Origin of the sequence: Paenibacillus sp. (genome assembly GCF_031177825.1) — a bacterium.
Classification (GTDB): domain Bacteria; phylum Bacillota; class Bacilli; order Paenibacillales; family YIM-B00363; genus Paenibacillus_AE.
The window spans coordinates 122,772-147,378 of record NZ_JAPSKE010000009.1 but is presented as its reverse complement, the minus strand read 5'-3'; the positions used below and the strand labels follow the sequence as shown (position 1 = coordinate 147,378).

The following is a 24,607-nucleotide window of genomic DNA, read 5'->3' as shown; positions in this document are numbered from 1 at the left end:
TTTTTTCAAGAAGGAGGAGGATTGCGATGAGGCAATCGACATTGTTTTCCAGCACGCTTCGCGAATCGCCTGCCGACGCGGAGGCCGCAAGCCACAAGCTGCTGCTGCGCGCGGGGTATATCCGGCAGCTGGCGGCCGGGGTATACGCGTATTTGCCGCTCGGTCTGCGGGTGTTGGGAAAGCTGGAGCGGATCGTTCGCGAAGAGATGGATCGCGCGGGGGCGCAGGAGCTGTTGATGCCCGCGCTGCAGCCGGCGGAGCTGTGGAGGGCGTCCGGACGGTACGACGTGTACGGTCCTGAGCTGATTCGTTTGAAGGATCGGCAGGAACGCGAGTTCGCGCTCGGCCCGACGCACGAGGAGGTCGTCGCCGAGCTGTTCCGGAACGAGATCAGCTCCTACCGCAGGTTGCCGGTTACGGTATATCAGGTGCAGACGAAGTATCGCGACGAACGGCGTCCCCGGTTCGGATTGCTCCGCGGCAGAGAGTTTTTAATGAAGGACGCCTACTCGTTCGACGCGTCCTGGGAGGGGTTGGACGCGTCGTACCGCGGCATGTACGAAGCGTATTTGCGTATTTTCGAACGATGCGGCTTGCGGTTCCGCGCGGTGGAAGCAGACGCCGGCGCGATCGGCGGGGAAGGCGGCTCGCACGAGTTCATGGCGCTCGCCGATATCGGCGAGGATACGATCGTCGCGTGCACCCATTGCGCCCAAGCGGCGAACGTGGAGCGGGCGGCGTCCGGCATCGACCGGCAGCCTGCCGACGGCGGCGGATCGACGACGCTGGAGAAGCGGCGCACGCCGAACGTGCGGACGATCGAGCAGCTGTCGCGGTTTCTAGGCGCGGCGCCGAGCCGCTTGATGAAGACGCTCGTTTACGCGGCGGACGGCGAACCGGTGGCCGTGCTCGTGCGCGGCGACCACGAAGTGAACGAGATCAAGCTGAAGCGCTCCCTCGGCGTCGAGCGGCTGGAGCTGGCGGACGCGGCGACGGTCGAAGCCGTCACGGGGGCGCCGGTCGGCTTCGCCGGCCCCGTCGGGCTGCCGATCCCGGTATTCGTCGACGATGCCGTCGCGCGAATGCCGAGCGGCGTCGTCGGCGGCAACGAAGCGGACATGCACTGGATCGGCGTCGTGCCGGGCCGGGATTTTCCCGTCGAACGGACCGGCGACGTCCGCAACGCGGCGGAAGGGGAAACCTGCCCGCACTGCCGCGAAGGCGAGCTCCGGTTCCATCGCGGCATCGAAGTCGGTCACGTGTTCAAGCTCGGCACGAAATACAGCGCCGCCGGCGGCGCGACCGTCGCGGACGCGGAAGGGAAGGAAACGCCCGTCATTATGGGCTGCTACGGCATCGGGATCTCGAGGCTGTTGGCGGCCGTCGCCGAGCAGCGTCACGACGAGCGAGGGTTGGCGTGGCCGGCGTCGATCGCGCCGTACCGGGCGCACATCGTGCCGGTCGCCATGCGCGACGAGACGCAGCGATCGTTGGCGGAGGCGATGTATGCGACGCTGCTACGGCATGGCGTGGAAGCGCTGCTGGACGACAGAGACGAGCGAGCCGGCGTGAAATTCGCCGACTCCGAGCTGATCGGCGTCCCGGTGCGCATCGTCGTCGGCAAGCATGCGGCGGAGGGGAACGTCGAATGGGTCGATCGAGCGACCGGAGAGCGAACGGTCGTCCCGAAGGAAGAAGCGCTCGCACGGTTGATCGGGAACGACGAATCGTTCCGATGAATGGGGCTGGGAGAGGGCTTTATGTACGTCGTCGGGGCGATCGAGGCGGCCGCGGGGACGCTCATTTCCGGGTTGGGAGCGGACGTCGTCAGGCCGTTGCTATATTTGGCGCTCCTGGCGTTGTTCTTGTCGGCGAAGCTCGGCGGCTTCGGCGGCTTGAGGAGCGGACGCGGCGTTCCGCGAACGAAATAAGTCGAAAATGCGCAGCCGACCCCATGGCGGGGTCGGCTGCGTTATTTCTTTATTCATACGGATCGATCGTCCGAATCGTGCCGTCCTCGTTATAGAACAGTTCGGCGCACTTCACGCAGCGCTTGTGGTTGACGCCGCCGGACAGAGACGCGTCGTGGTAAAACAAATACCACTTGCCTTGATATTCGACGATCGAATGATGCGTCGTCCAGCCGATGACGGGCGTGAGGATCGTGCCCTCGAACGTGAAGGGGCCTTGCGGACCGTCGCCGACCGCGTACACGAGCTTATGGGTCGTGCCCGTCGAATAGGACAAATAATACTTGCCGTTATATTTGTGCATCCACGGACCTTCGAAATACCTCCGATCCTCGTCGCCGGCTTGGATCGGCTGCCCGTCCTCGTCGACGATCGAGATTTCCTTCGGCGTCTCCGCGAAGGCGAGCAGATCGTCCGTCAGACGGGCGACTCTCGGACCGAGCGCCGGCTCGGACCCGGACGGTCCCGCCGCGTCGGGCCGGAATTCGCCCGTCTGCCACTTCTCCAACTGCCCGCCCCAGAGGCCGCCGAAATACACGTACGCCGCTCCGTCGTCGTCGATCCATACGGCCGGATCGATGCTGTAGCTGCCCGGGATGTAGCTCGGCTGCGGCGTGAACGGACCGGTCGGGCTTGCGCTCGTCGCGACCCCGAGACGGAAAATATCGTCATGATCTTTCGCCGGGAAAAATAAGTAATACGTTCCGTTCTTATAGGCGGCATCCGGCGCCCACAGCTGCCTCTTGGCCCAGGGGATGTCCCGGAGGTGAAGCGCTTCGCCGTGGTCGACCGCCCTCGACGAGGCGGGATCGTCCATCGAGAGGACATGATAGTCCTCCATCGCGTACTGATCGCCGTTATCGTTCGACTCCGCTTCGTAGTCCAGATCGTGGGACGGATAGATGTATAGTTTTCCCTCGAAGACGTGTGCCGACGGGTCGGCTGTGTAGATATGCGTCACTAGCGGCTCGTTCGTCGGTTTCGTTCGCTCTGCCATACGATTCGCTCCTATCGGCGTTGAATTGAGTTGATTCTTATGCCAAGGTACCACAGTAGCGGAAGCGCGTACATGGACTGAGCCGCCGCGGAGTTGGACAAATGAAGCGCTCGACGAAGGTCGGTTCGGCTTAATCGAGGGGTTGCGGGAGCAGCTCCAGCAATCGCTTCGCCGCGGTCGAAAGCGGAACCCCGCGGAGCGTGGCGATGCCGACGCGGCGTTCGGGAAGCGGCGGGTCGAGCGCGATCTCGACGAGCCGTCCGTCTCGGAGTTCCGCCTCGACGTACTGCCTGGGAACGAAGGCCAGCCCGAGGCCGCTGCTTGCGAACTGAGCGAGCAAGTCGATGCTGCCGAGCTCGAATTCCGGCCGGAGGCGAATGCCGCGCCGGAGCGCGAAGTCGTCGAGGAACCGCCGCGTGCTGCCGCCGGGCTCGAGCATCAGCAGCGGATACGACGCCAGCTGCTCCAGCGCCAGCGGAGCTTGTGCGACCGCGTCGTCGTCCGGCCGGCCGACGAGGATGTCCCGAATCGACGCGCTGCCGCGGAAGTCGACCTTCGGATCCGCCGCGGGCAAATTCACGATGCCGAAGTCGATCGCGCCTTCTTTCAGGAGCGCGATCGTCTCCGGCGTCGTCCGGTTCGTGACGTGGATGCGGATCTCGGGGTAATCCCGGTGAAACTTCTCCAAATACGGCAGCAGAAAATGCTTGCACAGCGTGTCGCTGGCGCCGATATGCACTTCCCCCCGCGTCAGCTGCCGCATGTCCGCGACGGTTCTCTCCCCGGCTTCCACCATGCCGAGCGCTTGTTGGACGCAGCCGAACAGCGCTTCGCCTTCCGCCGTCAGCCGCACGCCCTTCGCCGTCCGGAAGAACAGCGCCGCGCCGAGCGCCGTCTCGAGCTGCTTCAGCGTATGGCTGACCGCCGGCTGCGTAATGTGCAGCCGCTCCGCGGCGCCCGTCAGACTTCCTGTCTTCGCCGCCTCGGAGAACACGCGGTACCACTCCAAGTTGATCTCCATAGTCATTACCCCTGTTTATGATTGGTATTAGATATATCAATTTTTTCAATGTCATTACAGGGAGTATAATCATCCACGTAGCAAGATACAAGAGCGGGAGGCGGAAGAAATGACCGTTACGGCGATCGTAGGCGCCAATTGGGGAGACGAAGGCAAGGGAAAGATGACGGACGTACTGGCGGAGGGGGCGGATTACGTCGTACGGTTTCAAGGCGGCAGCAACGCGGGCCATACGATCTTGAACCGGCATGGGAAGTTCGCGCTGCGAATGCTGCCGTCGGGCGTATTTCATCCGTCCGCGACGAACGTGATCGGGCCGGGGACGGCGCTGGACGTCAAGGTGCTGCTGCAGGAGCTTAGCATGTTGGAGGAGCGGGGCGTCCCGGCGCCGCGTCTGCGCGTGTCGGACCGGGCGCAGCTCGTGCTGCCGGCCCATCGATTGCTCGACGAGCTGGAGGAGGAGCGGCTTGGCGAAGGGAGCTTCGGCTCCACGAAGCGAGGCATCGCGCCGTTCTACGCGGACAAGTACGCGAAGATCGGCGTGCAAGCGGCCGATCTCTTCGACGAGCCCCGGCTCCGGAGCCGCATCGAGCGGCAGCTCGAGTCGAAGAACGTGCTGTTTCGCTATCTCTACGGGCGCGAGCCGCTCCACGCGGACGACGCGGCGGACGCGCTGCTCACGCAAGCGGAGCGGCTGCGGCCGTTCGTTTGCGACGCGAGCGAGCTGCTGTACGACGCGGTTCGGCGCGGAGAGACCGTCCTGCTCGAAGGGCAGCTCGGGGCGCTGCGCGATCCGGACCACGGCATCTACCCGTACTCGACGTCGTCCTCGCCGCTGGCCGGCTTCGCTTCCGTCGGAGCGGGGCTGCCGGCGGGAACCATCGCGAACGTACTCGCCGTTACGAAGGCGTACTCGAGCTGCGTCGGCGCCGGCCCGTTCGCGACCGAGCTGAACGGTTCCGCCGCCGAGGAGCTCCGTCGCCGCGGGGGAGACGCGGGGGAATACGGGGCGGTGACGGGGCGCCCGAGGCGCGTCGGCTGGTTCGACGCCGTCGCGACGCGATACGGATGCCGGCTGCAAGGGGCGACCGAGGTCGCGCTGACGAACCTCGACGCGCTCGGGTACTTGGAGCGCATTCCGGTGTGCACGGCATACCGGCTGGAGGACGGGCGCGTCGTCGGGCGCTTCCCGACGACCGGGGCGTTGGAGAAAGCCGCCCCGGTGCTCGAGACGCTGGACGGCTGGCGTTCCGACGTCTCCGACTGCCGAACGTTCGAGGCGCTGCCGCCGGCGGCAAGGCGGTACGTCGAATTCGTCGAGTCGTCGATCGGCGTTCCGGTGGCATACGTGTCCGTCGGTCCCCGGCGGGAACAACTCATTCGGCGGCGGTAAACGTTCGCGCGGAACGCAACCCTTTTTCCAAAACAATCGTCTAGGGGTATATCGGTAGCTTTGGAAAGAGGGATGGGATGAGCGTGTTTCGGCGTACGTCGATTTGGATTCTGGCGCTGTCATTGTTGTCGGCCGCGACGATCGCGGGGTGCCGCGGGACGTTCGAGGATCAGGCCGTCGGGCCGCCTCCGGGGATCGAAGGGTATATCGTGAAGAAGCAGGAAGGAAATATGTTGGTCGTCGCGGCGGATCGTACGGCGATCTGGTTTTCCTCGGCGCCGGGGAAGGCGAAGGTCGGGCAGAGGGTGCAGGTCTGGTACGGCGAAACGCAAGAATCGTACCCGGCGCGGGCGAAAGCCGATCGTACGACGATCGTTCTCAGCCCGAAGCCGACCCAAGCGGATTTATCGGAGGCGGACGCGGTGCGGGAGGCGCTGAGGGCTTACGAATCCGCGACGGCGCCGGTCGTGCGGCAAGCCGAGTACGACGCGTCGGCCGACGCGTGGAGCGTCACGATCGGAATCGAGGACGCGGAGAAGGTCGAGCGGGTGAAGGATGCTCCATAAACAGCGGGCATTGATTCGGCGGGAATCTCGAACTATAATATAGGAAACTTAAGGGCATGCGTAACTGGCGTAACGTGGATACCACGGGGGAGCGCATGGCGACAACGGCCGAACGCCTGGGCAGAGGTAAGGGGAGAACCCCTTGCCTCTTTCTGTTTTCTTACGCTTACGAAGGGATGGGTTCGAATGAGAGAACAACCGTTGATCTTGGACGGGAACGCGGTGGCCGCGGCCATCAAGGAGAAGCTGGCGGCGCGGATCGGGGCGCTGGAGGAGCGCGGCGTCGTGCCGCGCCTCGCGACGATTCTGGTCGGGGACGATCCGTCGTCGGCGACGTACGTGAAGATGAAGGGGAACGCATGCAGGAGGCTCGGCATCGATTCCGTCCGCGTCGACTTGCCGGCGGCGTCGACGACGGAAGAGCTCGTCGACGTCATTCGTCGCTTGAACGACGACGAAGCGGTTCACGGCATTCTGCTTCAGCACCCGGTGCCGCATGCCGTCGACGAACGCGCGGCGTTCGAAGCGATCGCGATCGAGAAGGACGTCGACGGCGTGACGACGCTCGGCTTCGCGAGGAACGCGTTCGGCTTCGCGGACTTCCCGTCCTGCACGCCGGCGGCGATCGTCTCGATTCTGGATTACTACAAGCTTCCCATAGAAGGGAAGCACGCCGTCGTGATCGGAAGAAGTCCGATCCTCGGGAAGCCGGTGTCCGTCATGCTGCTGAATCGGAACGCGACCGTGACGATCTGCCACTCCAAGACGGAGCGGCTCCCGGACATTGTCCGCGCCGGAGACATCGTCGTCGCGGCGGTCGGCCAGCCGAAGTTCGTTCCAGGCGATTGGATCAAGCCCGGCGCGGTCGTCCTCGATGCCGGTTACAATCCGGGCAACGTCGGCGACGTCGACTTCGACGCGTGTCTCGCGAACGCCTCGGCGATCACCCCCGTTCCGGCGGGCGTAGGCCCGGTCACGATCGCGACGCTGCTGAAGCACACCGTGGACGCGGCCGAGAAGCGACATAACGGTAGCTGAACTACAGAAGGAGAACCTTCCGGCGAAGTCGCCGAAAGGTTCTCCTCGTTGCGTTAAGGCTTATTCCGCCGCGATCCCCGCGACGGATTCGCCGGCTTTCTTAATCGTGTACGATACCTTCTCCCCGCTCCAGAAATGGAACGTCAATCGCATTTCGCCGTCGTTCACTTCCTTGAAGAAGTTCGGCGTCAGCGTAATCTCGTTCGCGTCGTACGAAGGCGAGAACGCATACGCGAACTCCTTGAACGACGTCCAGTTTTGCGGGCCGGCGTTGCCTCCCGTCGCATATACGGCTTCCATCGTCGCCAGACGATCGCCATGGAACGCGGCCGGGATCGAGAACGCTTCCGTCGTGCCCGCCGCGTCCGCAAGGACCGGCGTTTCGTAGACGATGACGTCGAACGTCCAGTCCGCGCCGCGGTTGAAGTCCGCGATGAGCTCCGCGCGTTCCCCGTATTCGCCCGACGCGGTCAGCTCCGACAGCAATGCCGCCCTCAACGTCAATGTCGTACCGTCGAACGTATAATCCTCGCCTCGGCGCAGCGGCTCTCCGTCATGGCGAAGGCCGACCAATCGTCTATCGTTCGTGTCGAAGGAGATGACGGCATCCTGCGTTTCCTCGCCTTTACGCACGAAGATCAAATCGGTTTCCGCGGTCGCGGAACGTACCTTCCAGCTGGCCTTCAGCATATCGATCAGCTGCGGATCGTTCCATTCCAGCTCGGTTCGGTTCAGATGCTGCCCGTTGTCCCACAGCATATGGGCAATGCCGCGCTCCTGCACGTAATGAAGCAGAAACTCGAAGAACTTCAGCTTCTCGCCTTGCTCGATCGTTCCCGTGTGGTTATCGAAGCCGAGCAGCCCGTATTCGCCCAAGACGACAGGAATGCCCCGGGACACGAACGTGTCGTAGACGCGGTCGAACGTCTGAACGACGTCGTTCTTCGTCTCTTCGTTGAAGCGGGTGAAGCCGGCGATGTTGACGCTGAACGGCCAGAACCCGTAATAGTGGACGGTGGCGATCAGATTCGGGTCGTCGAGCGCCTCGAACGTGTCGACCAGCGCGTCGAGCCGGTCTTGATTCGCGTTCGTCTCGAGCGTCGGCAGCACGAGCGGGCGGTCGGCGTTGTTGCCGCCGGAGGCGCGCACGATGTCGTGGAAGGAGACGTTCAGTTCGCGAAGCATCGCGAAGTGCGCCTCGCCGCCTTCGCCCCAGCCATCGGAGAAGCGAGGCTCGTTGATGCTTTCGAACGACAGCTTGTTCGAATGATTCTTGAACCGCTCGGCGATCTGCGTCCACGCGGCGTTGTAACGGGCGAGCACGGTATCGTGGTCGGCGCCCATGCCGTTCACCCAGAGCCAAGAATCATGGTGCAGGTTGATCATGACGTACAACCCTGCGTCCAGCGACCAGTCGACGACTTCCTCGACGCGGTCCATGAACGCCGGATTGATCGCATAATTAGGCGCTTCGCCCATGCGATGATCCCACGTGATCGGGATGCGAATGCTGTTATAGCCTTCCTTAGCGATGTGTCGAATGAGCTCTTGCGTCACGCGCGGGTTGCCCCACGACGTCTCGTCTTCGCCGGTCGCATCGAACGTGTTGCCGAGATTCCACCCGGGCTGCATCGCGTCGACGTACGATTGAATTTCGCTCTTCGGGACGACGATCGGAGCGGGGTTCTCCGCGGAAGCCGCGCCCGCGGCGGGGGCGAACAGGCCGAACAGGAGGGAGAACGTCAATACCATACCGGTAAGCTTTCTTGTCGATAACATGTGTCGAATGTACCTCCTCTAGGATGGCGGTATACGATGGACAGCCTTGCGACTCTCGCGAATATCCCTCCTTTCTATCATGGAAGCGCTGTCAGAAAGCGGTGACAAGGAATAATGTACCATAGTTGGAATACGGGAAGAATCCCAATAATTAGATGCGAAATCATATGAAAATTAAAGGAGGCGCACGTGCGAAAAAAAATCCGCCGACGGGATATCGTCGACGGATGGCTTCCTTATTTCGTCCGGAGGCGGATGACGTTCCAGGACGCCTTGCCGAGCGTCGCGAGGACGCGGGAGCCGTCGACCGACGCGTTCCCGTTCGCGTGCGGGCGGACGTTATCGGGGGCGGACGCCGTGTTGACGGCCTTCAGGTCGTCGTTTTCCAACACGAGATGTTCGATCAGGGTGCACGCTCCGAAGCTGCGCAAATCCGCCTCGAACGCCAGCGACTCCTCCAAGTGGCGGTTGACCGCGAAGATCGTCACTTCGTTCGACGCCTCGTTATGCACCGCAACGCTCTCCAGGTAAGGCACGTCGGTAATTTGCTTCGTGTCGTATTTGTCGGAACGCACGAGCGGGACGAGCGCCTGGCCGCGGCCGAACACGGAGGCGTGCAGGTACGGGTAGTAGATCGTCTGCGCCCAAGCGGGACCGCCGTTCTGCGTCATGATCGGAGCGATGACGTTCACGAGCTGAGCGAGACAAGCCATCTTCACGCGGTCCGCATGCTTGAGCAGACTGATCAGCATGCATCCGACGACGAGGGCGTCCTCCATCGTATACACGTCTTCGAGCTGCGGCGGGGCGACCTGCCAAGGCTCCAGCTTCTTATCCGATTCGTGGCTGTGGAACCAGACGTTCCATTCGTCGAAGGAGAGGAACATCTTCTTCTTGCTCCGCTTCTTCGCCTTGACGTAATCGCAGATCGCCGACACGCTGTCGATGAATTCGTCCATCTGCAGGGAGCGGGCGAGGAACGTCGGAGTATCGTTCTCCGCGTTGCCGTAGTACGTATGCAGCGAGAGGTATTCGACGTGCTCGTACGTATGGTCGAGCACCGTCGCTTCCCAATCGGCGAACGTCTTCATGCCGAGCGCGGAGCTGCCGCAGGCGACCAATTCGATCGACGGGTCGGTCCACTTCATGACCTTCGCGGCCTCTTGCGCGAGCCGGCCGTATTCATGCGCCGTCTTGTGGCCGATCTGCCACGGGCCGTCCATCTCGTTGCCGAGGCACCACGTCTTGATCTTGTGCGGTTCGCGGTAGCCGTGGCTGACGCGCAGATCGCTCCAGTAGCTGCCGGACGGGTGGTTCGCGTATTCGACGACGTTGCGCGCGTCTTCGATGCCTTGCGTCCCGAGATTGATCGCCCACATCACTTCGGAGCCGGCCGCCTTCGACCAGTCCGCGAATTCGTTCAAGCCGAACAAGTTCGGTTCGACGGTGCGCCAAGCGAGCTCAAGCCGCTTCGGCCGGTCCGCGACCGGGCCGATGCCGTCCTTCCAGTCGTAGCCGGAGACGAAGTTGCCGCCCGGGTACCGGACGATCGGAACGCGAAGGTCGCGGACGAGCTTCAGCACGTCCTTGCGGAACCCTCGTTCGTCGGCCTCCGGATGACCCGGCTCGTAGATGCCTCCGTACACTGCGCGCCCCAAGTGTTCGATGAAGCTCCCGTACAACCGGTCGTCGACCTTCCCGATGACGAAGTCTTTGTCGACGATCATCGATGCGGATTTTGTCATGATCTGCAGCCTCCATGAATTAATGAATTTATTAATCATAACTATCAATAACCTATAAATATTAAACGATATTTCATGAATTTATGCAATAATGAAATCACTAAGGCATAAACTTTCAATAAATTAATAAAAACATTAATCCTAATTTGGATTACACCCGTTTTTCAACCTGTGCAAAAAAGTACTATTGCTGGGGAAACACGTTGTCCCTAAAATACATGACAAACGAATGGCGATTCACAAATAACGACCCGGGAGTGGCTTTCTTGAGAGAACGATTGAAAGTAAATATTTACCTTGCAGGCGACTCCACCGTACAGTCCTATCATGCGGAGCATGCGCCGCAGGCAGGATGGGGCCAGTATATTTCCGATTATTTCCCGGACGAGGTTCGTTTCCTGAATCGAGCCATAGGGGGAAGAAGCTCGAAGACGTTCGTCCTGGAAGGCCGGCTGGACGAAATCGTGGAGGCGATCGGGGAAGGCGATTATTTGCTTGTGCAGATGGGGCATAACGATGCCACGGCCGGAAGACCCGAGCGATACACGGAGCCGTATACAACCTATAAGGAGTATTTAAAAATGTATATCGACGGGGCCCGCCGACGCGGAGCCGTTCCGGTCCTTATTACTCCGGTTGCGAGACTGCATGTCGAAGGCGATTGTTTTATCAACGATTTTCCCGACTACTGCACGGCGATGAAGCAGGTGGCGACGGAGGAAAAGGTCCCGCTGATCGATTTGATGGAGAAAAGCCTTGCTCACTACGCCTTCATCGGATATGAAGAGGCGTGTACGTTATTCATGGTTTCTGTGAACGGCACCGATCATACGCATTTCACGGAAAAAGGCGCGAAGCGAATCGCGGAGCTGGTTTCGCATGGACTCATGGAATTGAATCCGCGCTTTACGCGCAAGACTTAATGTCCTTTCTTGTTATATCCGCGATCACATCCTTCGTTTATACTGTTACATACAAAAGACGGTGGACGAACGCGATGATATGTAAGCGATTTCTTAAAATTCACTCCCTGGCAGGTGATCGTCTGTTGCTGAAGCGAGTCAAAAAATACGCAATGGCCGGAAAGAAGGGAACCTTTTACTGGAAAAGCTTGATTTGGTTTTTGTTCACGACGAGCATCCCGGGGCTGATCATCGGGGGCTGCATTTATTGGTTTGCCGTCGGATCGATCGAGAAGGACGTCAGCGAGCTTCACCAAAAGCAAATTGCGGAACGGGCGCAAAACATCGACGATCAATTTAGCTCCGTGGAGTTGGATATTTCGCACTGGGCGTTTAACCCGCGGTTCGGGTCCAACCTACGGGAATTTAACTTTGTGTATTACTTCAAGGAGACTTGGGACGTTACGAAAACCCTCTTCATGCTGCAGGGGTCGCACCCGTTAATCCAAGAGGTGCAGTTATTTATCGACCGCGATAAGCCGGTTTTATTTAAGCCTGAGTACTACGAATTGAAGGACGATACCCTCGTCTCCGGCTTCGAACGATTGATTGAAGAGGGTCGGAATATTTATTGGACGAATTGGCTGCCGGCTTCGGCATCCGCTCCGCCGTCCGTTGACGCTCCGATCGTGCTGACCCATAAAATACCGGGAGACAGCACGGCGCCGTTCGGCGTCATCGTCGTATCGCTGAAGCGCGACAAGGTCATGAACTTATTGAAAACGATGACGCCGTATAACGAAGGGCTGACTTTGCTTCTAGACAAGGAAGGTCGCGTCATCGTATCGGACGATTCCGTCGAGAAGCCGATAAGCGGCGCGATCAAGAGCGAAGTGATGCAGCGGAACGAACCGGCCGGCACCTTCCTATTCGCCTCGGACGGGGTGACGTATTCCGTATCCTACGGAACGATGAAGCGCATCTCCTCCGACTGGATCTACATTTCCGCGGCGCCGATGACGTCGATCACCTCGCCCGTCGTCGCCGTGTCCAATATGATCATTACGATCAGCGCGTCCGGCGTGCTGCTAGCGCTCCTCTTGTCATGGCTTGCCTCCTGGCGGGTGTACTCTCCCGTCGAACGGTTAATGAAGAGACTCTCGGGGGACAAGACGGGACCGTTCCATCCGCAAGCGGTTGACGAATTTCAATTTTTGGAGAGGCAGTGGAACCATTTAACGAATGAAAGCCTTTCTCTGCGGAATCGGTTGGAGGAACAACGCTCTCACGTTAGAGCCGGATTTTTGCTTCAGCTGCTTCAGGGACATCTGAACTCCTATTCGGAGCAGGATTTGAAGGAACGAGTAAAGCTGTACGGATGGAACGTAGATAATCACCTGTTCCATATCGTGCATATTCAACTTACCGGTTATGACGTCTTGACGGAACGATTCGCGCACGGAGACGAGAGCCTCGTGACCTTCGCGGCTTCCAACATTATCGAAGAGCTGTCCGCCGAACGGTTCGAACAATTCAGCGTAGTGAATTTTCACGATTTGACCGTTGGATTATTGGTGATGTCGCCGTCGGGCATTTCGGTTTCCGAACGATTGCACGCGCTTGGGGAAGAAATTACGAAGGCTGTGAATCGGATTATCAAAATGCAGGTCACGATTACGATCAGCGGGAAAATCGGCAGCATTCGGCACGTTCCGGACATGTTTATCGAGGTCGAGCGCGCGACCGGCTACCGGAAATTCGTCAATCAGAATCAGCTGATCGATATGGAGAACCTGTCGACGGATTCAGGAAACGAAGAAATCGGGTATCCTTTCGCGTTGGAGCGGGACGTCATTCACGCGATGCGGAACGGGAAACGGGAAGAGGCGGAACGGTTGATCACTCTTTTCCTAGAAGAAAGCCGATCCGGCCGCGGAACCGAAATTCATGTACAGCAAAGCATGCTTCAGCTCCTCGGCTCCATTCAGCACGCGATATTGCAATCGGGAACGAGTACGCGCCAATTGTTCCACGGAGAGAACATGTTCGCTCAATTGTCGCAGATCCGCGAACCGGACAAAATGCTGCATTGGATGAAAGAAAAGGTCATCGTACCGTTCATTGAAGAAAGAGACGCGAAAGCGAACAGTCAAATGAAACGGATGGTCGAAAACACAGTCGATTATATCCACGCCCATTACGCGGAGGACATCTCGCTTGACGGATGCGCCGACTTGGTCGGTACGAATCCTTATACGCTTAGCAAACTATTTAAGCAGGTGACAGGGGTGAATTTTATCGATTATGTCACCGAGCTTCGACTCGCGCAGGCGAAGAAGCTGCTTTGCGAAACCGACAGGAAGATCAACGACATCGCCGTCGAGGTCGGCTACCAGCAGCGATACTTCAACCGCATTTTCAAGAAGCATGTCGGCGTGACGCCGGGGCAATACCGGGAGCAGGCGGAAGCTTGACGGTTCGCTTGCGGCAAAACAATACCACCCCGCCAAAAAAGTACCATAGCCCTCGAAAAGCCTTGATCTTCAAGGCTTTTCTTGTGCAAAAATGTGGGCTTGCCGGTACCTCTCCGATAACGGGATACTGTGAAAAAAAGAAAGGATGAGCCGATGAACGCGACCTTGCCCAGCGAGACCGACAATGCCGCAGCCGCGGCCGCGGTCCGGACGGCGGCGAAACGAAATCCGTGGCTGTCGAAGGTAAAAAAAGATAAGTGGTTGTATTTGCTGCTTGCGCCGGGACTGCTCTATTTTTTGATCTTTAAATATGCGCCGATGTGGGGCGTCTTGATCGCTTTCCAGAACTATTCGCCGTTTCTCGGCTTCGCCGGCAGCGAATGGATCGGCTTCGAGCATTTCCGAAATTTTTTCGCCAATCCGGATTTTACTCGGCTGCTGCGCAACACGCTCATTTTGGCCGTTTACGATCTGGTGTTTTTCTTCCCTGCGCCGATCGTCATCGCATTATTGTTGAACGAGATTCGAGTGGGGATTTTCAAGCGGTTCGTGCAAACGATGGTGTACGTGCCGCACTTCGTATCCATGGTGATCGTGGCGAGTATGACGTACGTCTTCTTGACGACGTCCGGAGGGATCGTCAACGAAGTCGTCGCGGCGGTCACCGGCGGGAAGGTGAACTTCCTGTCGGATCCGAAATGGTTTCGGCCGCTCATCATTCTGCAAATCATGTGGAAGGAAACCGGATGGGGCACGATCATCTTCCTTGCGGCGCTCGCTTCGGTCGACGTAGAACAATATGAAGCCGCCGTGGTGGACGGAGCCACTCGATTCCAGCGGCTTATTCATATTACGCTTCCCGCGATCAGCAGCACGATCGTCATTCTATTGATCTTGCGGCTGGGGAATTTCTTGGACAACGGCTTCGAACAAATCTTCCTCATGACGAACTCGCTGAACCGGTCCGTCGCCGACGTCTTCGATACGTATGTGTACTTCGTGGGCATTACGCAAGGCGCCTTCAGTTACAGCACGGCGATCGGCTTATTTAAATCGCTCGTCGGCATCGTATTGATCTACGGCAGCAACTGGTTGGCGAAGAAATTCGGACAAGAAGGCATTTTATAAACGGGAAGGAGGACCCCGGCGCATGAACCGAAAACACGATTCCCTCGGGGAAAAAGCGTTCGACGCATGTAACTACACGTTTCTTGCTCTTTTCGCGATCGTTACCGTACTCCCTTTCATTTACATCATCGCCGGATCGTTCGCGACCGAGGTCGAATTGACGGAACGGAAATTTTTCTTATTCCCTCGCGATCCGTCGCTTTCGGCGTATCTATACATCTTTTCGACCGATACGATGTTTCGGGCGATGGCCAACTCCGTGATCATTACGGCATTCGGTACGGCAACGAACCTCGCGTTCACGCTGACGATGGCGTACTCGTTGTCCCGGAGAGATTTGCTCGGACGCAATGCGTTCATGAATATGATCATCTTTACGATGTTGTTCAGCGGCGGGATGATTCCTTCGTACCTCATCGTGAAGGAGCTCGGGTTGTTGGATCGATATGCGGCGGTCATTTTGCCGGGGGCGATCAGCGCTTTCAATCTCATCGTCATTAAAAACTTCTTTCAGAATTTGCCCGCGGGGCTCGAAGAATCGGCCCGCATCGACGGCTGCACCGATCTGGGGGTATTATGGCGCATCGTGCTTCCGCTGTCGAAGCCGATCATCGCCACGTTCGGGTTGTTTTACGCCGTCGGCCATTGGAACAACTTCTTTTCCGCGCTGTTGTTTTTGAACGATCATAAGATGTGGCCGCTGCAGGTCATGCTTCGAGAGATCGTTATGCTGTCGCAGATGGCGGCCGGCGACATCAACAACTTGGACCCGGATTTCGTGGAGCCGCCGGCGCAATCCGTGAAGATGGCGGTCATCGTGGTCGGCACGGTTCCGATTCTCATGGTGTATCCGTTCTTGCAGAAGCATTTCGCCAAGGGCGTCCTGTTAGGCTCCATTAAGGGGTAGATCGTCGCCGACCGGCGATATCTATATAAAACAAGCGATCCAAAATTAGGAGGGTAAGAAAGATGTCGATGAAAAAGCGGACGACGAGAACATCACTCGCAATCTTGATGGCCGCCGTCATGACGGCGCTCGCGGCATGCTCGGGAAACTCGGGAGGCGGCAACGAACCGGCGCCTTCGACCGGCGGACAAACGCAGCAAACGACGGACAACAAGGATGCGGCGCCTGCGGAACAGGAACCCGCGAAGCAGGAGCCGTTGAAAATTTCGTTCATGGTGCCGGGATTCGATCCGGAAAACCTAGGGTATCCGGATGACGATTCCATCATTATTAAGACGATCGAGGAATACACGAACGCGGATCTGACGATGCAGTTCGTGCCGAACAGCTCGTACCCGGACAAGATGAACATCACATTGGCGTCGGGCGAGCTGCCCACGCTCATGGTTACCGATCCGAAAAATCCGAGCTTTATCAACGCGGCGCGTAACGGCGCATTTTGGGAAATCGGGCCGTATCTGAAAGACTATCAAAATCTTGCCCAGGCGAATCCCGTCGTGTTGAACAATACGAGCATCGACGGCAAAATCTACGGCATGTACCGCGCGCGCACCCTCGGCCGGAACGGGATGACGCTAAATGCGGATTGGATGAAAAATCTCGGTCTCGAGGCGCCGAAGACGCTTGACGAGTTCTACAACGTTATGAAAGCGTTCAGCGAGAACGATCCCGACGGCAACGGGAAGGACGATACGTACGGCATCGTCATTACGAAATGGCACGGGCCTTGGGATATTATGCAGGTATGGTTCGGCGCGCCGAACAAGTGGGGCGAGGATGCGAGCGGCAATCTCGTGCCGACGCACATGACGCCGGAATATCGCGAAGCGCTCAAGTTTTTCAAAAAGTTGTATGACGAGAAGCTTGTAAACGAAGATTTCGCGGTTATGGACTCGGCGGTTTGGAACGATCCGTTCATCAACGGGGAAGTCGGCGTATTCGTCGACGTCGCGGACAACGCCCGCCGACTCGACGGCAGCATGCAGGAAAAATACGGCAAACGCGAAGAGTCGTATACGGCGGTATTCCAGGCGCCGGTCGGTCCGAAGGGCCACCGCGACATGCCGACGTCCGGCTACAACGGCGTCATTGCCATCTCCAAGAGCGCGGTGAAAACCGAGGATGAACTGAAGCGCGTATTGACGTTCCTCGACCAACTGAACGACGTGGAGATGCAAATGGTGCTGGAGAACGGCATCGAAGGGCGTCATTACAACATGGTCGACGGGTTCGTCGTCCCGATCGAAGACCAAGAAGCGGGCCATAAGAAAGAACGCCTCAGCTTGAACCAAATGACGATGTATATCGGGCCGGTCATTCCGACGCGCGAGCAGACGGCCATCAATGTGATGATCGCCGACGTGCAGAAGAAGAACGAGGAGATCATCGTCGGCAACCCGGCGGAACCGTTGATCTCCGAAGTGTACGCGCAGAAGGGGCAGCAGCTCGACAACATTATTAACGACGCGCGCATTCAGTATATCGTCGGCCAGATCGACGACGCCGGCTTCGATGCCGCGGTACAGCTGTGGTTGTCCACGGGCGGTCAAGAGTACATCGACGAAATCAACAAGCTCTATAAAGCGTCCAAATAATAATAACTTTTAGCGGGAATGGACAGTGCGCGAACGTTCGCCGCACTGTCCGTCGCTTTCATCGGAGGAGGATGGCGGATGGCTCAAGCGGAAGCCGTATTGCTGAGGAAGATCGACATCCGGCGGGCGGGGCTCCGAAACAAGCTGCTGCTCGGCGATCTCGACGGGGACGGCCGCATGGAGATCGTGATGGTGCAGCCGGACGGCGGCATCGACGACCGGTACGTGCCGCATCAGGTGCAATGCTTGACGGCTTTCGATCTGGACGGCAGCCTGCTGTGGCAGGTCGGGACGCCCGATCCCGATTGCGGAGGGCACGGATCGGATGTCCCGGCGCAAATGTACGATATCGACGGAGACGGCCGTAACGAAGTGTTGTGCGTCATGAACAAGCGCTTCCTCGTCTTGGACGGACGGACCGGGGAGACGAAGCGCGCGTTCGATCTGCCGGGAGAACAGGCCCACGACTGTATCATCATCGCGAATCTGACCGGCGGACCGCATGCGAGGGACATCATCTTAAAGGATCGCTACCGTACGTTATGGGCGCTCGATCGTGACTTTCGGTTGCTGTGGAAGCATGAGGGCAATCCGGGCCATTACCCGTGGGCTTACGATTTCGACGGAGACGGGCGCGACGAGGTGATGGCCGGCTATGATTTCCTCGATCATGATGGGAGGAAGCTGTGGTCCGCCCGCGATCTCGACGATCACGCGGACTGCATCTGGGTCGGGGACGTCGACGGCGACCCGCGCGGCGAGGCGGAGATCGTGATCGGGGGCAGCGTAACCGTTATGTACGACCGGCGCGGGAGAGAGCTGTGGCGGTACGACGGTTCGATCGAATCCCAACATGTCGCGTTGGGCAAGTTCCGGGACGATGTGCCGGGGCTGCAGGTCGCCGGACTGGACCGGATCCGTCGCGGGGATACCGGCGGCCGATTCGCGGAAGGCGGGAAGGACGGCATGTTTCTTCTCGATTCTCGGGGGCGGGAGCTGTGGAAGGAGGATCGGCGGACGAGCGGCTGGCTGACGATCGTCGAGACGCTTCGCCATTGGGACGACGGCTCGCTCGATTATATATTGGCGTATCGGCGCGGAGGCGGCGTCTTTCCGACGCTGTACGACGGGCATATGAACGCGGTCGCGACGTTCCCGGTCGACGGCTACGCCGCGCACGCGGACTTGACCGGGGCGGGCCGGGAACAGGTGCTGATTTACGATGCGGCGTCGGTTTCGATTTTCGGCAGCCGGGCGAGCGACTTAACCCCGGCGCGGCCCGGGGTGCCGTTGCCCCAACCGAAGCGGCTGTACAGCTCCACGCTGTATCCCGGCGGGGAATATCGATAGAAGGATGATGCGAAAGGAGAGAATCATGTACGAGGAACATGGGGCGCGCTCTGAGCTTGGGGAGCTGCTGTATGCCAACCGGCTCGGGGACGCGAACGACGCGGCGGACTTCGTCATGGAAGGGGACGGCGCGGTCACGTTTCCGCTGGGCCGGATGCGGCTGGAGAGCCGACGAGACCCCGGGGAAGGGCAAGCCGCGAATATCGTCTACTGGTGCAAGGAGACGTTCCCGGCGGACATCGCCATCCGGTGGAAGTTTTGGCCCGTTCGTCAGCCGGGGCTTTGCATTCTGTTTTTGTCCGCCGCGGGGCGAAACGGGGAGGACCTGTTCGATCCGGCGTTGTCGCGCAGAACCGGCATTTACGATCAGTACCACCACGGGGATATCGATGCGTACCATATCTCCTATTTTCGCAAAAGCAACGCGTCGGAACGCCGATTCCAGACCTGCAACTTACGCAAGAGCTACGGGTTCCATCTCGTCGCGCAAGGAGCCGACCCGATTCCGGGCGCCGCCGACTGCGATCCGCCTTATCGGATGCAGGTGCAAAAGCGCGGCCCGAGTCTCGAGTTTTCGATCGACGAGCTGCCGATTTTCCGATTCGTCGACGATGGAAAGACGTACGGACCGCTGCTGGGCGGGGGGCGCATCGGCTTTCGGCAGATGGCGCCGACGATCGCCGAATATACCGATCTAGAGGTTTATCGACTGTAAAGGAGATGAGGGCAATGAAGACGATCGATCGGCCGACGCTGGCTTGGCTCGGGACGCCGCCCGCGCTGCCGGCCGGCGCGACGTGGGGCGTGCCTTGGAAGGAAGGGGAGTTGCCCCGAGACGCTTCGCTTGCATTGCGCGGAAGAAGCGGGACGAAGGTAGCGGTACAGAGCTGGCCGACGGCCTATTGGCCGGACGGCAGCGTGAAGTGGACGGCGCACGCCGCATCGTTCCCTGGCGGCGCGGCGGAGGAAGGGTACGCGCTGGAAGCGGGGGAAGGCGTCCCAGCGGCGGTTCCCCTTGCCGTGAAGGAAACGGGCGACGCCATCGAGGTGGATACCGGGGCGATGGTGTGCCGAATGAACCGTTCCGGCGCTTCGATCGTCCGGGAGATGCTCCGGGACGGCGAGCCGGTTTGTACGGACGGCCGGTTAGTCGGCGTACGCGAGGCGCGCGTGCGGACGTCCGGGCGGAACGCCGTCGCCCTGGAACCGATCGAGAGCGTCGTCGAGCGGACGACGGTGGAGCAGGCCGGCCCGATTCGCGCGGTCGTCAAGATCGCCGGCCGCCATCGCATCGAAGGGAGCGGGCGCAAGTGGCTGCCGTTCACGCTGCGGCTGTATTTCTACGCGGGCGCGGCTCACGTTCGGGCGGTCCATACGTTCCTCTACGACGGGAACCCGCACCAAGATTTTATACGAGGACTGGGGATCCGCTTCTCGGTGCCGATGAAGGGACCGCTCTACAACCGGCATATCCGGTTCGCGGGCGACGCGGGGGCGTTCGCCGAATCGCCCAAGGGGCTTATGACGTTCCGGCTGCCGGAGCGGCAGCGAATCTTGTACGAACGGCAGACGGCCGGCGCCTGCATCGCTCTGGGCGAAGCGGAGGACGCGGAGCTGCTCTCCTTGCTTGACGATTCCCCGATATGGGCGGATTTCAAGCTGACGCAGCAAACCGCCGACTCGTACGCGATTCTGAAGCGCACGAAGGAAGGGTGCGCCTGGATTCGGGCGGCCGTCGGGGGCAGATCCGGCGGCTTGGCGTATGCCGGCGGCGAAGGGGGCGGGCTGGCCGTCGGCGTACGCCGCTTCTGGGAGAAGTTCCCGTCCGCGCTCGAGGTGTCCGGCGCCGACCGGGACGAAGCGTCCGTGACGGCTTGGTTTTGGTCGCCGGACGCTCCGGCGATGGAACTGCGCCATTACGATACAAAGACGCATGTGAGATCCTGTTACGAAGGCGCCGACGAGCTGCGCAGCACGCCGTACGGCGTCGGCAATACGAGCGAGCTGACTTGGTGGTGCTGCGGCGGCACGCCGGACGCGGAGACGCTCGCCGCGATGGTTCGGGAGAAGGAGTCGCCGCCGCTGCTCGTGTGCGAGCCGGCCCGCTTCTACGAGACGAAAGCGCTCGGAGCTTGGAGTTTGCCGGACCGATCCACCCCGCTGAAGGCTCAGCTTGAGGATACGTTGGATCGACTCGTCCGGTTCTATCAGGATGAAATCGAGCAGCGAAGATGGTACGGCTTCTGGGACTACGGCGACGTGATGCACAGCTACGACCCGGTCCGCCATACTTGGCGCTACGACATCGGCGGCTGCGCCTGGCAAAATACGGAGCTCGCTCCGAACATCTGGCTCTGGTATATGTTCCTGCGTTCGGGGCGGGAGGACGTCTTCCGGTTCGCGGAAGCGATGACGAGACACACGAGCGAGGTGGACGTCTACCATATCGGCGAATACGCCGGGCTCGGTTCGAGGCATAACGTGCTGCACTGGGGCTGCGGCTGCAAGGAAGCGCGGATCGGCATGGCCGGGCTGCACAAATATTATTATTACCTAACGGCGGATGAGCGGATCGGAGACATCATGGACGAGGCGAAGGACGCGGATTACGCGACGCTCCGGCTGGATCCGATGCGCGCGTACTTCGCCAAGGACGAGTTTCCGACGCATACGCGCAGCGGACCGGATTGGTCCGCATTTTGTTCCAACTGGCTGGTGCAATGGGAACGCTACGAGGACACCGCTTACCGGGATAAGATGCTGCGCGGGATCGAGTGCTTGAAAGGGATGCCTCACCGGCTGCTGACCGGTCCCGTCTTCGGTTACGAGCCGAAAACCGGAGAGCTATTGTATTTCGGCGACGAAAATTACGGACATCACCTGATGATTTGCATGGGCGGCGCGCAGGTGTGGCAGGAGATGGCCATGCTGCTGAAGGACCCGGAATGGGTCCGGATGCTGGCGGAATACGGCGAGTTTTACAATCTTCCGAAGGAAGAGAAAGCGCGGAGAACGGGCGGCGCGCTACAGGGCAAGGATTGGAACATTCCGATGCTGTCGACGGCGATGATGGCGTTCGCGGCCGATCGCGACATGAACAGGGCGTTGGCCGAGCAAGCCTGGGACTATTTGCTTCGGAGCGGCTTCGGCTGGAGCGTGACCATGCCGCTTGAAGCGCGGCCGGTACCCCGCCTCGAATACATACGGCCGATTCAAGAAATCCCATGGATCTCTACGAATACGGTTTCCCAATGGTCGATCAATCTGATCGTTTGTTTAGAATTAATCGGGGAGCATTTGCCGAACTCCATAGAAATGTTGGCGGCTGTCGCAGCCGAGAGAGAGGCCGAGTAATGCAGCTTGAGTACTTGGATCGAGGATTGGTCGCCGCCTCCACATCCGAAGGCGTGTTCGTAAGTTGGAGGGTGATTGGAAGCGAAGTGACCGGTTATTGCGAGAAAGGGTTGACCGGCGCCGTTTATCACCTTTATCGCGATGGGGAGCTCATCGCAAGGATCGCGGACAGCTCCAACTACTTGGATCGCGACGGGACCTCGACTTCGATCTATTCGGTGTGCGCCGCCGTGGACGGACGGGAAGCGGACCGAAGCGCCGAGGCGACCCCTTGGGAAAGCGACTATTATGAAATCCCCCTTCGAAAACCGGAGGGGGGCGTCACGCCGACCGGAGAAGCCTACACGTATTCCGCGAACGATATGAGCGTCGGGGATGTGGACGGCGACGGCCAATACGAGTACTTCGTGAAATGGGACCCTTCGAACGCTAAGGATGTATCGCATTCGGGCTACACCGGCCCCGTATATATCGACTGCTATAAGCATGACGGAACGCTGCTGTACCGCATCGACTTGGGCGCGAACATTCGGGCAGGAGCTCACTATATGCAATTCCTGGTGTACGATTTCGACGGGGACGGCAAGGCGGAGGTCATGTTCAAGACGGCGCCCGGAACGAAGGTGATCCGATACAGTCGCGAAGGCAAGCCGATCTCGGAAGCGTACATCACCATGCTTCCGGAGGATGCGGCCGCGGGCTATCGCCATGAGGACGATTACCGGATGAGTTCTTCGGATTACTATGAGCATCTCGTTCAGAAGTTTATGGGATGGCATGCGCATGAAGAGGTGCTAGCCGGACATTGGCCGGCCACGCTGGAGCGATGCTTCGGCGTCGAAGACCAATACAGCTATCCGTTATCCCGCGAAGACGCGCAGCGGCTGGCCGACACCTTTATCGACGTGTATGCGCCTAGTCGAAGCGACCGGAACAACCTCAGGGCGTTTCAAGGCTTTATCCTGAAGGGCCCTGAATATTTGACCGTCTTTAACGGCCGGACCGGAGAAGAAATGGAAACCATCCGTTACAAGCCGGGACGCCACGACGACGGTCTGATGTGGGGCGACTATGCGTGGAACCGGATCGAGCCGGGCAATCGAGTCGATCGCTTCCTCGCCGGGGTGGCGTATTTGGACGGAAAGAAGCCTTACGCCGTATTTGCGCGAGGGTATTATACGAGAGCCGCAGTAGTCTCTTATTCGTGGGATGGAAAGCATCTGCGGGAGAAGTGGTTCGTCGACAGCGGTTGGGTTCCGATGGATAACCCGTTTCGCGATACGCTCCGTCTGGCGGACGGAAGGAACGAGGCGTTCGGAAGCCTCGCCAAACAAGGCGCTCATTCGGTAAGCATCGCGGACGTCGACGGCGACGGCTGTCACGAAATTATATACGGAGCGGCGACCATCGATCATGACGGATCGATTCTTTATAGTTCGACGGGCGTTCTGCCTCCCGCCGGCGCCGCGCCGGGCGCGACCGCCAAGCTCGGCCACGGCGACGCCCTTCACGTCGCGGATATCGACCCGGACCGGCCGGGACTCGAGATCTTCATGGTCCACGAGAGCGGCGTATGGGGTCCTTACGGATATACGCTCCGCGATGCGGCGACGGGAGAAGTGCTGTACGGCGGATTTGCCGCCGGCGACGTGGGACGCGGGATGGTCGGGCAGGTGGATCCGGAGCGCCGCGGTTTGCAAACGTGGTCGAGCGAGGACATTTTCAGCCAAAAGACGTTCGGTCTGATGACGGCCAAGGGAGAACAGATCGATAAGAAGGTTCCCGGCACCAATATGAGCATCAAATGGGCGGCGAACATGACGACGCAAATCGTCAGCGGCTCCTTCGACCAGCCTGTCGCGATCGAGGATTGGAAGAGGGGCCGGTTGCTGACGGCGGAAGGAACCCGCTCCAACAACGGGACCAAGGGAAATCCGTGCCTGGTCGCGGATTTATTCGGAGATTGGCGAGAAGAGCTGGCGGTTCGAACGGCGGACAGCTCGGCGATCCGGATTTACCTTAGCACCGAGGTGACGGACCGCAAGTTATATACGCTGATGCACGACGCGCAATATCGGACGGGCGTCGCGCGGCAGAATGTTGTATACAACCAGCCCTGCTATCCAAGCTTTTATTTCGCGTCCGACATCGATTGGGCGAAGGTTCCGATTCCAAACTATTATGCGCCTCGAGTTTCCGCAGACCATAAGGAGCCTGAGGCTTGAAGGGAGAAAAGGATTGTCCTCGCCCCCGGCCTGCCTTATATTTGGGGAGTACGGAATGATAACTGCTATGACAGATCGGGGTGCTGGGATGGAAGCGAAGTTT

The 24,607-nt window shown here is 59.6% G+C and carries 18 protein-coding genes and 1 riboswitch; of the genes, 14 read left to right on the top strand and 4 right to left on the bottom strand.

Annotation, left to right across the window (positions count from 1 at the left end):
• Positions 1-26 precede the first annotated feature (26 nt).
• Both RIN49_RS13335 and RIN49_RS13330 read left to right on the top strand, forming a co-directional pair.
• Positions 27-1,739, top strand: coding sequence for a proline--tRNA ligase (locus RIN49_RS13335; RefSeq protein WP_309120664.1), 1,713 nt, complete (start codon positions 27-29; stop codon positions 1,737-1,739).
• Positions 1,740-1,760: 21 nt separating this feature from the next.
• On the top strand, positions 1,761-1,931 hold the full coding sequence (locus tag RIN49_RS13330; protein ID WP_309120663.1) for a hypothetical protein: 171 nt from the start codon (positions 1,761-1,763) through the stop codon (positions 1,929-1,931).
• 49 nt (positions 1,932-1,980) lie between these two features.
• On the opposite strand, the gene RIN49_RS13325 is transcribed toward RIN49_RS13330, so the two are convergent.
• Both RIN49_RS13325 and RIN49_RS13320 read right to left on the bottom strand, forming a co-directional pair.
• The gene (locus tag RIN49_RS13325) at positions 1,981-2,967 is read right to left on the bottom strand and encodes a glycoside hydrolase family 43 protein (RefSeq protein WP_309120662.1); all 987 of its coding nucleotides are present in this window, start codon (positions 2,965-2,967) and stop codon (positions 1,981-1,983) included.
• A gap of 130 nt (positions 2,968-3,097) precedes the next feature.
• The gene (locus RIN49_RS13320) at positions 3,098-3,988 is read right to left on the bottom strand and encodes a LysR family transcriptional regulator (RefSeq protein ID WP_309120661.1); all 891 of its coding nucleotides are present in this window, start codon (positions 3,986-3,988) and stop codon (positions 3,098-3,100) included.
• Between the two features lie 109 nt (positions 3,989-4,097).
• Between RIN49_RS13320 and RIN49_RS13315 the strand changes: the two genes are divergently transcribed.
• From RIN49_RS13315 to RIN49_RS13305, 3 genes are all read left to right on the top strand, one after another.
• Positions 4,098-5,381 carry an adenylosuccinate synthase gene (locus RIN49_RS13315; RefSeq protein ID WP_309120660.1) on the top strand — a complete coding sequence of 428 codons (1,284 nt, stop codon included), beginning with the start codon at positions 4,098-4,100 and terminating at the stop codon, positions 5,379-5,381.
• 77 nt (positions 5,382-5,458) lie between these two features.
• The gene (locus tag RIN49_RS13310; RefSeq protein WP_309120659.1) at positions 5,459-5,947 is read left to right on the top strand and encodes a DUF3221 domain-containing protein; all 489 of its coding nucleotides are present in this window, start codon (positions 5,459-5,461) and stop codon (positions 5,945-5,947) included.
• A 50-nt stretch (positions 5,948-5,997) separates the two neighbouring features.
• A riboswitch (ZMP/ZTP riboswitch) is annotated at positions 5,998-6,076 on the top strand.
• A gap of 57 nt (positions 6,077-6,133) precedes the next feature.
• A complete protein-coding gene (locus RIN49_RS13305; protein ID WP_309120658.1) occupies positions 6,134-6,985 on the top strand; it encodes a bifunctional 5,10-methylenetetrahydrofolate dehydrogenase/5,10-methenyltetrahydrofolate cyclohydrolase in 852 nt (283 codons plus the stop codon).
• Positions 6,986-7,045: 60 nt separating this feature from the next.
• Here the strand turns inward: RIN49_RS13305 and RIN49_RS13300 are convergent, their stop codons facing one another.
• Positions 7,046-8,764, bottom strand: coding sequence for a cellulase family glycosylhydrolase (locus RIN49_RS13300; RefSeq protein ID WP_309120657.1), 1,719 nt, complete (start codon positions 8,762-8,764; stop codon positions 7,046-7,048).
• A 236-nt stretch (positions 8,765-9,000) separates the two neighbouring features.
• Positions 9,001-10,509 (bottom strand): arabinosylfuranosidase ArfA, encoded by a 1,509-nt coding sequence (gene arfA / locus RIN49_RS13295; RefSeq protein ID WP_309120656.1) that lies wholly within the window; start codon positions 10,507-10,509, stop codon positions 9,001-9,003.
• Between the two features lie 278 nt (positions 10,510-10,787).
• On the opposite strand from arfA, the gene RIN49_RS13290 reads away from it, so the two are divergent.
• The 9 genes from RIN49_RS13290 (at position 10,788) to RIN49_RS13250 (ending at position 24,504) form a co-directional block, all read left to right on the top strand.
• Entirely contained in the window at positions 10,788-11,432 is a 645-nt protein-coding gene (locus tag RIN49_RS13290) for a rhamnogalacturonan acetylesterase (RefSeq protein ID WP_309120717.1), read from the top strand.
• 125 nt (positions 11,433-11,557) lie between these two features.
• The gene (locus tag RIN49_RS13285) at positions 11,558-13,885 is read left to right on the top strand and encodes a helix-turn-helix domain-containing protein (protein ID WP_309120655.1); all 2,328 of its coding nucleotides are present in this window, start codon (positions 11,558-11,560) and stop codon (positions 13,883-13,885) included.
• Positions 13,886-14,038: 153 nt separating this feature from the next.
• Positions 14,039-15,013, top strand: coding sequence for an ABC transporter permease (locus tag RIN49_RS13280; protein WP_309120654.1), 975 nt, complete (start codon positions 14,039-14,041; stop codon positions 15,011-15,013).
• Positions 15,014-15,035: 22 nt separating this feature from the next.
• Complete coding sequence (locus tag RIN49_RS13275) at positions 15,036-15,920, top strand: carbohydrate ABC transporter permease (RefSeq protein ID WP_309120653.1); 885 nt, start codon at positions 15,036-15,038, stop codon at positions 15,918-15,920.
• Between the two features lie 62 nt (positions 15,921-15,982).
• The gene (locus RIN49_RS13270) at positions 15,983-17,575 is read left to right on the top strand and encodes an extracellular solute-binding protein (RefSeq protein WP_309120652.1); all 1,593 of its coding nucleotides are present in this window, start codon (positions 15,983-15,985) and stop codon (positions 17,573-17,575) included.
• 78 nt (positions 17,576-17,653) lie between these two features.
• Positions 17,654-18,925 carry a rhamnogalacturonan lyase family protein gene (locus tag RIN49_RS13265; RefSeq protein ID WP_309120651.1) on the top strand — a complete coding sequence of 424 codons (1,272 nt, stop codon included), beginning with the start codon at positions 17,654-17,656 and terminating at the stop codon, positions 18,923-18,925.
• A 25-nt stretch (positions 18,926-18,950) separates the two neighbouring features.
• On the top strand, positions 18,951-19,640 hold the full coding sequence (locus tag RIN49_RS13260; protein ID WP_309120650.1) for a DUF1961 family protein: 690 nt from the start codon (positions 18,951-18,953) through the stop codon (positions 19,638-19,640).
• Between the two features lie 14 nt (positions 19,641-19,654).
• Entirely contained in the window at positions 19,655-22,279 is a 2,625-nt protein-coding gene (locus RIN49_RS13255) for an exo-rhamnogalacturonan lyase family protein (RefSeq protein ID WP_309120649.1), read from the top strand.
• On the top strand, positions 22,279-24,504 hold the full coding sequence (locus RIN49_RS13250; RefSeq protein WP_309120648.1) for a rhamnogalacturonan lyase: 2,226 nt from the start codon (positions 22,279-22,281) through the stop codon (positions 24,502-24,504). Before RIN49_RS13255 ends, RIN49_RS13250 begins: the two co-directional genes overlap by 1 nt.
• The last annotated feature ends 103 nt before the right edge of the window (positions 24,505-24,607 follow it).

Excerpts from the sequence above, each read along its gene's own strand:
- RIN49_RS13335 (WP_309120664.1), top strand. The coding sequence starts at position 27 with ATGAGGCAATCGACATTGTTTTCCAGCACGCTTCGCGAATCGCCTGCC.
- RIN49_RS13330 (WP_309120663.1), top strand. The coding sequence starts at position 1,761 with ATGTACGTCGTCGGGGCGATCGAGGCGGCCGCGGGGACGCTCATTTCC.
- RIN49_RS13325 (WP_309120662.1), bottom strand. The coding sequence starts at position 2,967 with ATGGCAGAGCGAACGAAACCGACGAACGAGCCGCTAGTGACGCATATC.
- RIN49_RS13320 (WP_309120661.1), bottom strand. The coding sequence starts at position 3,988 with ATGGAGATCAACTTGGAGTGGTACCGCGTGTTCTCCGAGGCGGCGAAG.
- RIN49_RS13315 (WP_309120660.1), top strand. The coding sequence starts at position 4,098 with ATGACCGTTACGGCGATCGTAGGCGCCAATTGGGGAGACGAAGGCAAG.
- RIN49_RS13310 (WP_309120659.1), top strand. The coding sequence starts at position 5,459 with ATGAGCGTGTTTCGGCGTACGTCGATTTGGATTCTGGCGCTGTCATTG.
- RIN49_RS13305 (WP_309120658.1), top strand. The coding sequence starts at position 6,134 with ATGAGAGAACAACCGTTGATCTTGGACGGGAACGCGGTGGCCGCGGCC.
- RIN49_RS13300 (WP_309120657.1), bottom strand. The coding sequence starts at position 8,764 with ATGTTATCGACAAGAAAGCTTACCGGTATGGTATTGACGTTCTCCCTC.
- arfA (WP_309120656.1), bottom strand. The coding sequence starts at position 10,509 with ATGACAAAATCCGCATCGATGATCGTCGACAAAGACTTCGTCATCGGG.
- RIN49_RS13280 (WP_309120654.1), top strand. The coding sequence starts at position 14,039 with ATGAACGCGACCTTGCCCAGCGAGACCGACAATGCCGCAGCCGCGGCC.
- RIN49_RS13275 (WP_309120653.1), top strand. The coding sequence starts at position 15,036 with ATGAACCGAAAACACGATTCCCTCGGGGAAAAAGCGTTCGACGCATGT.
- RIN49_RS13270 (WP_309120652.1), top strand. The coding sequence starts at position 15,983 with ATGTCGATGAAAAAGCGGACGACGAGAACATCACTCGCAATCTTGATG.
- RIN49_RS13265 (WP_309120651.1), top strand. The coding sequence starts at position 17,654 with ATGGCTCAAGCGGAAGCCGTATTGCTGAGGAAGATCGACATCCGGCGG.
- RIN49_RS13260 (WP_309120650.1), top strand. The coding sequence starts at position 18,951 with ATGTACGAGGAACATGGGGCGCGCTCTGAGCTTGGGGAGCTGCTGTAT.
- RIN49_RS13255 (WP_309120649.1), top strand. The coding sequence starts at position 19,655 with ATGAAGACGATCGATCGGCCGACGCTGGCTTGGCTCGGGACGCCGCCC.
- RIN49_RS13250 (WP_309120648.1), top strand. The coding sequence starts at position 22,279 with ATGCAGCTTGAGTACTTGGATCGAGGATTGGTCGCCGCCTCCACATCC.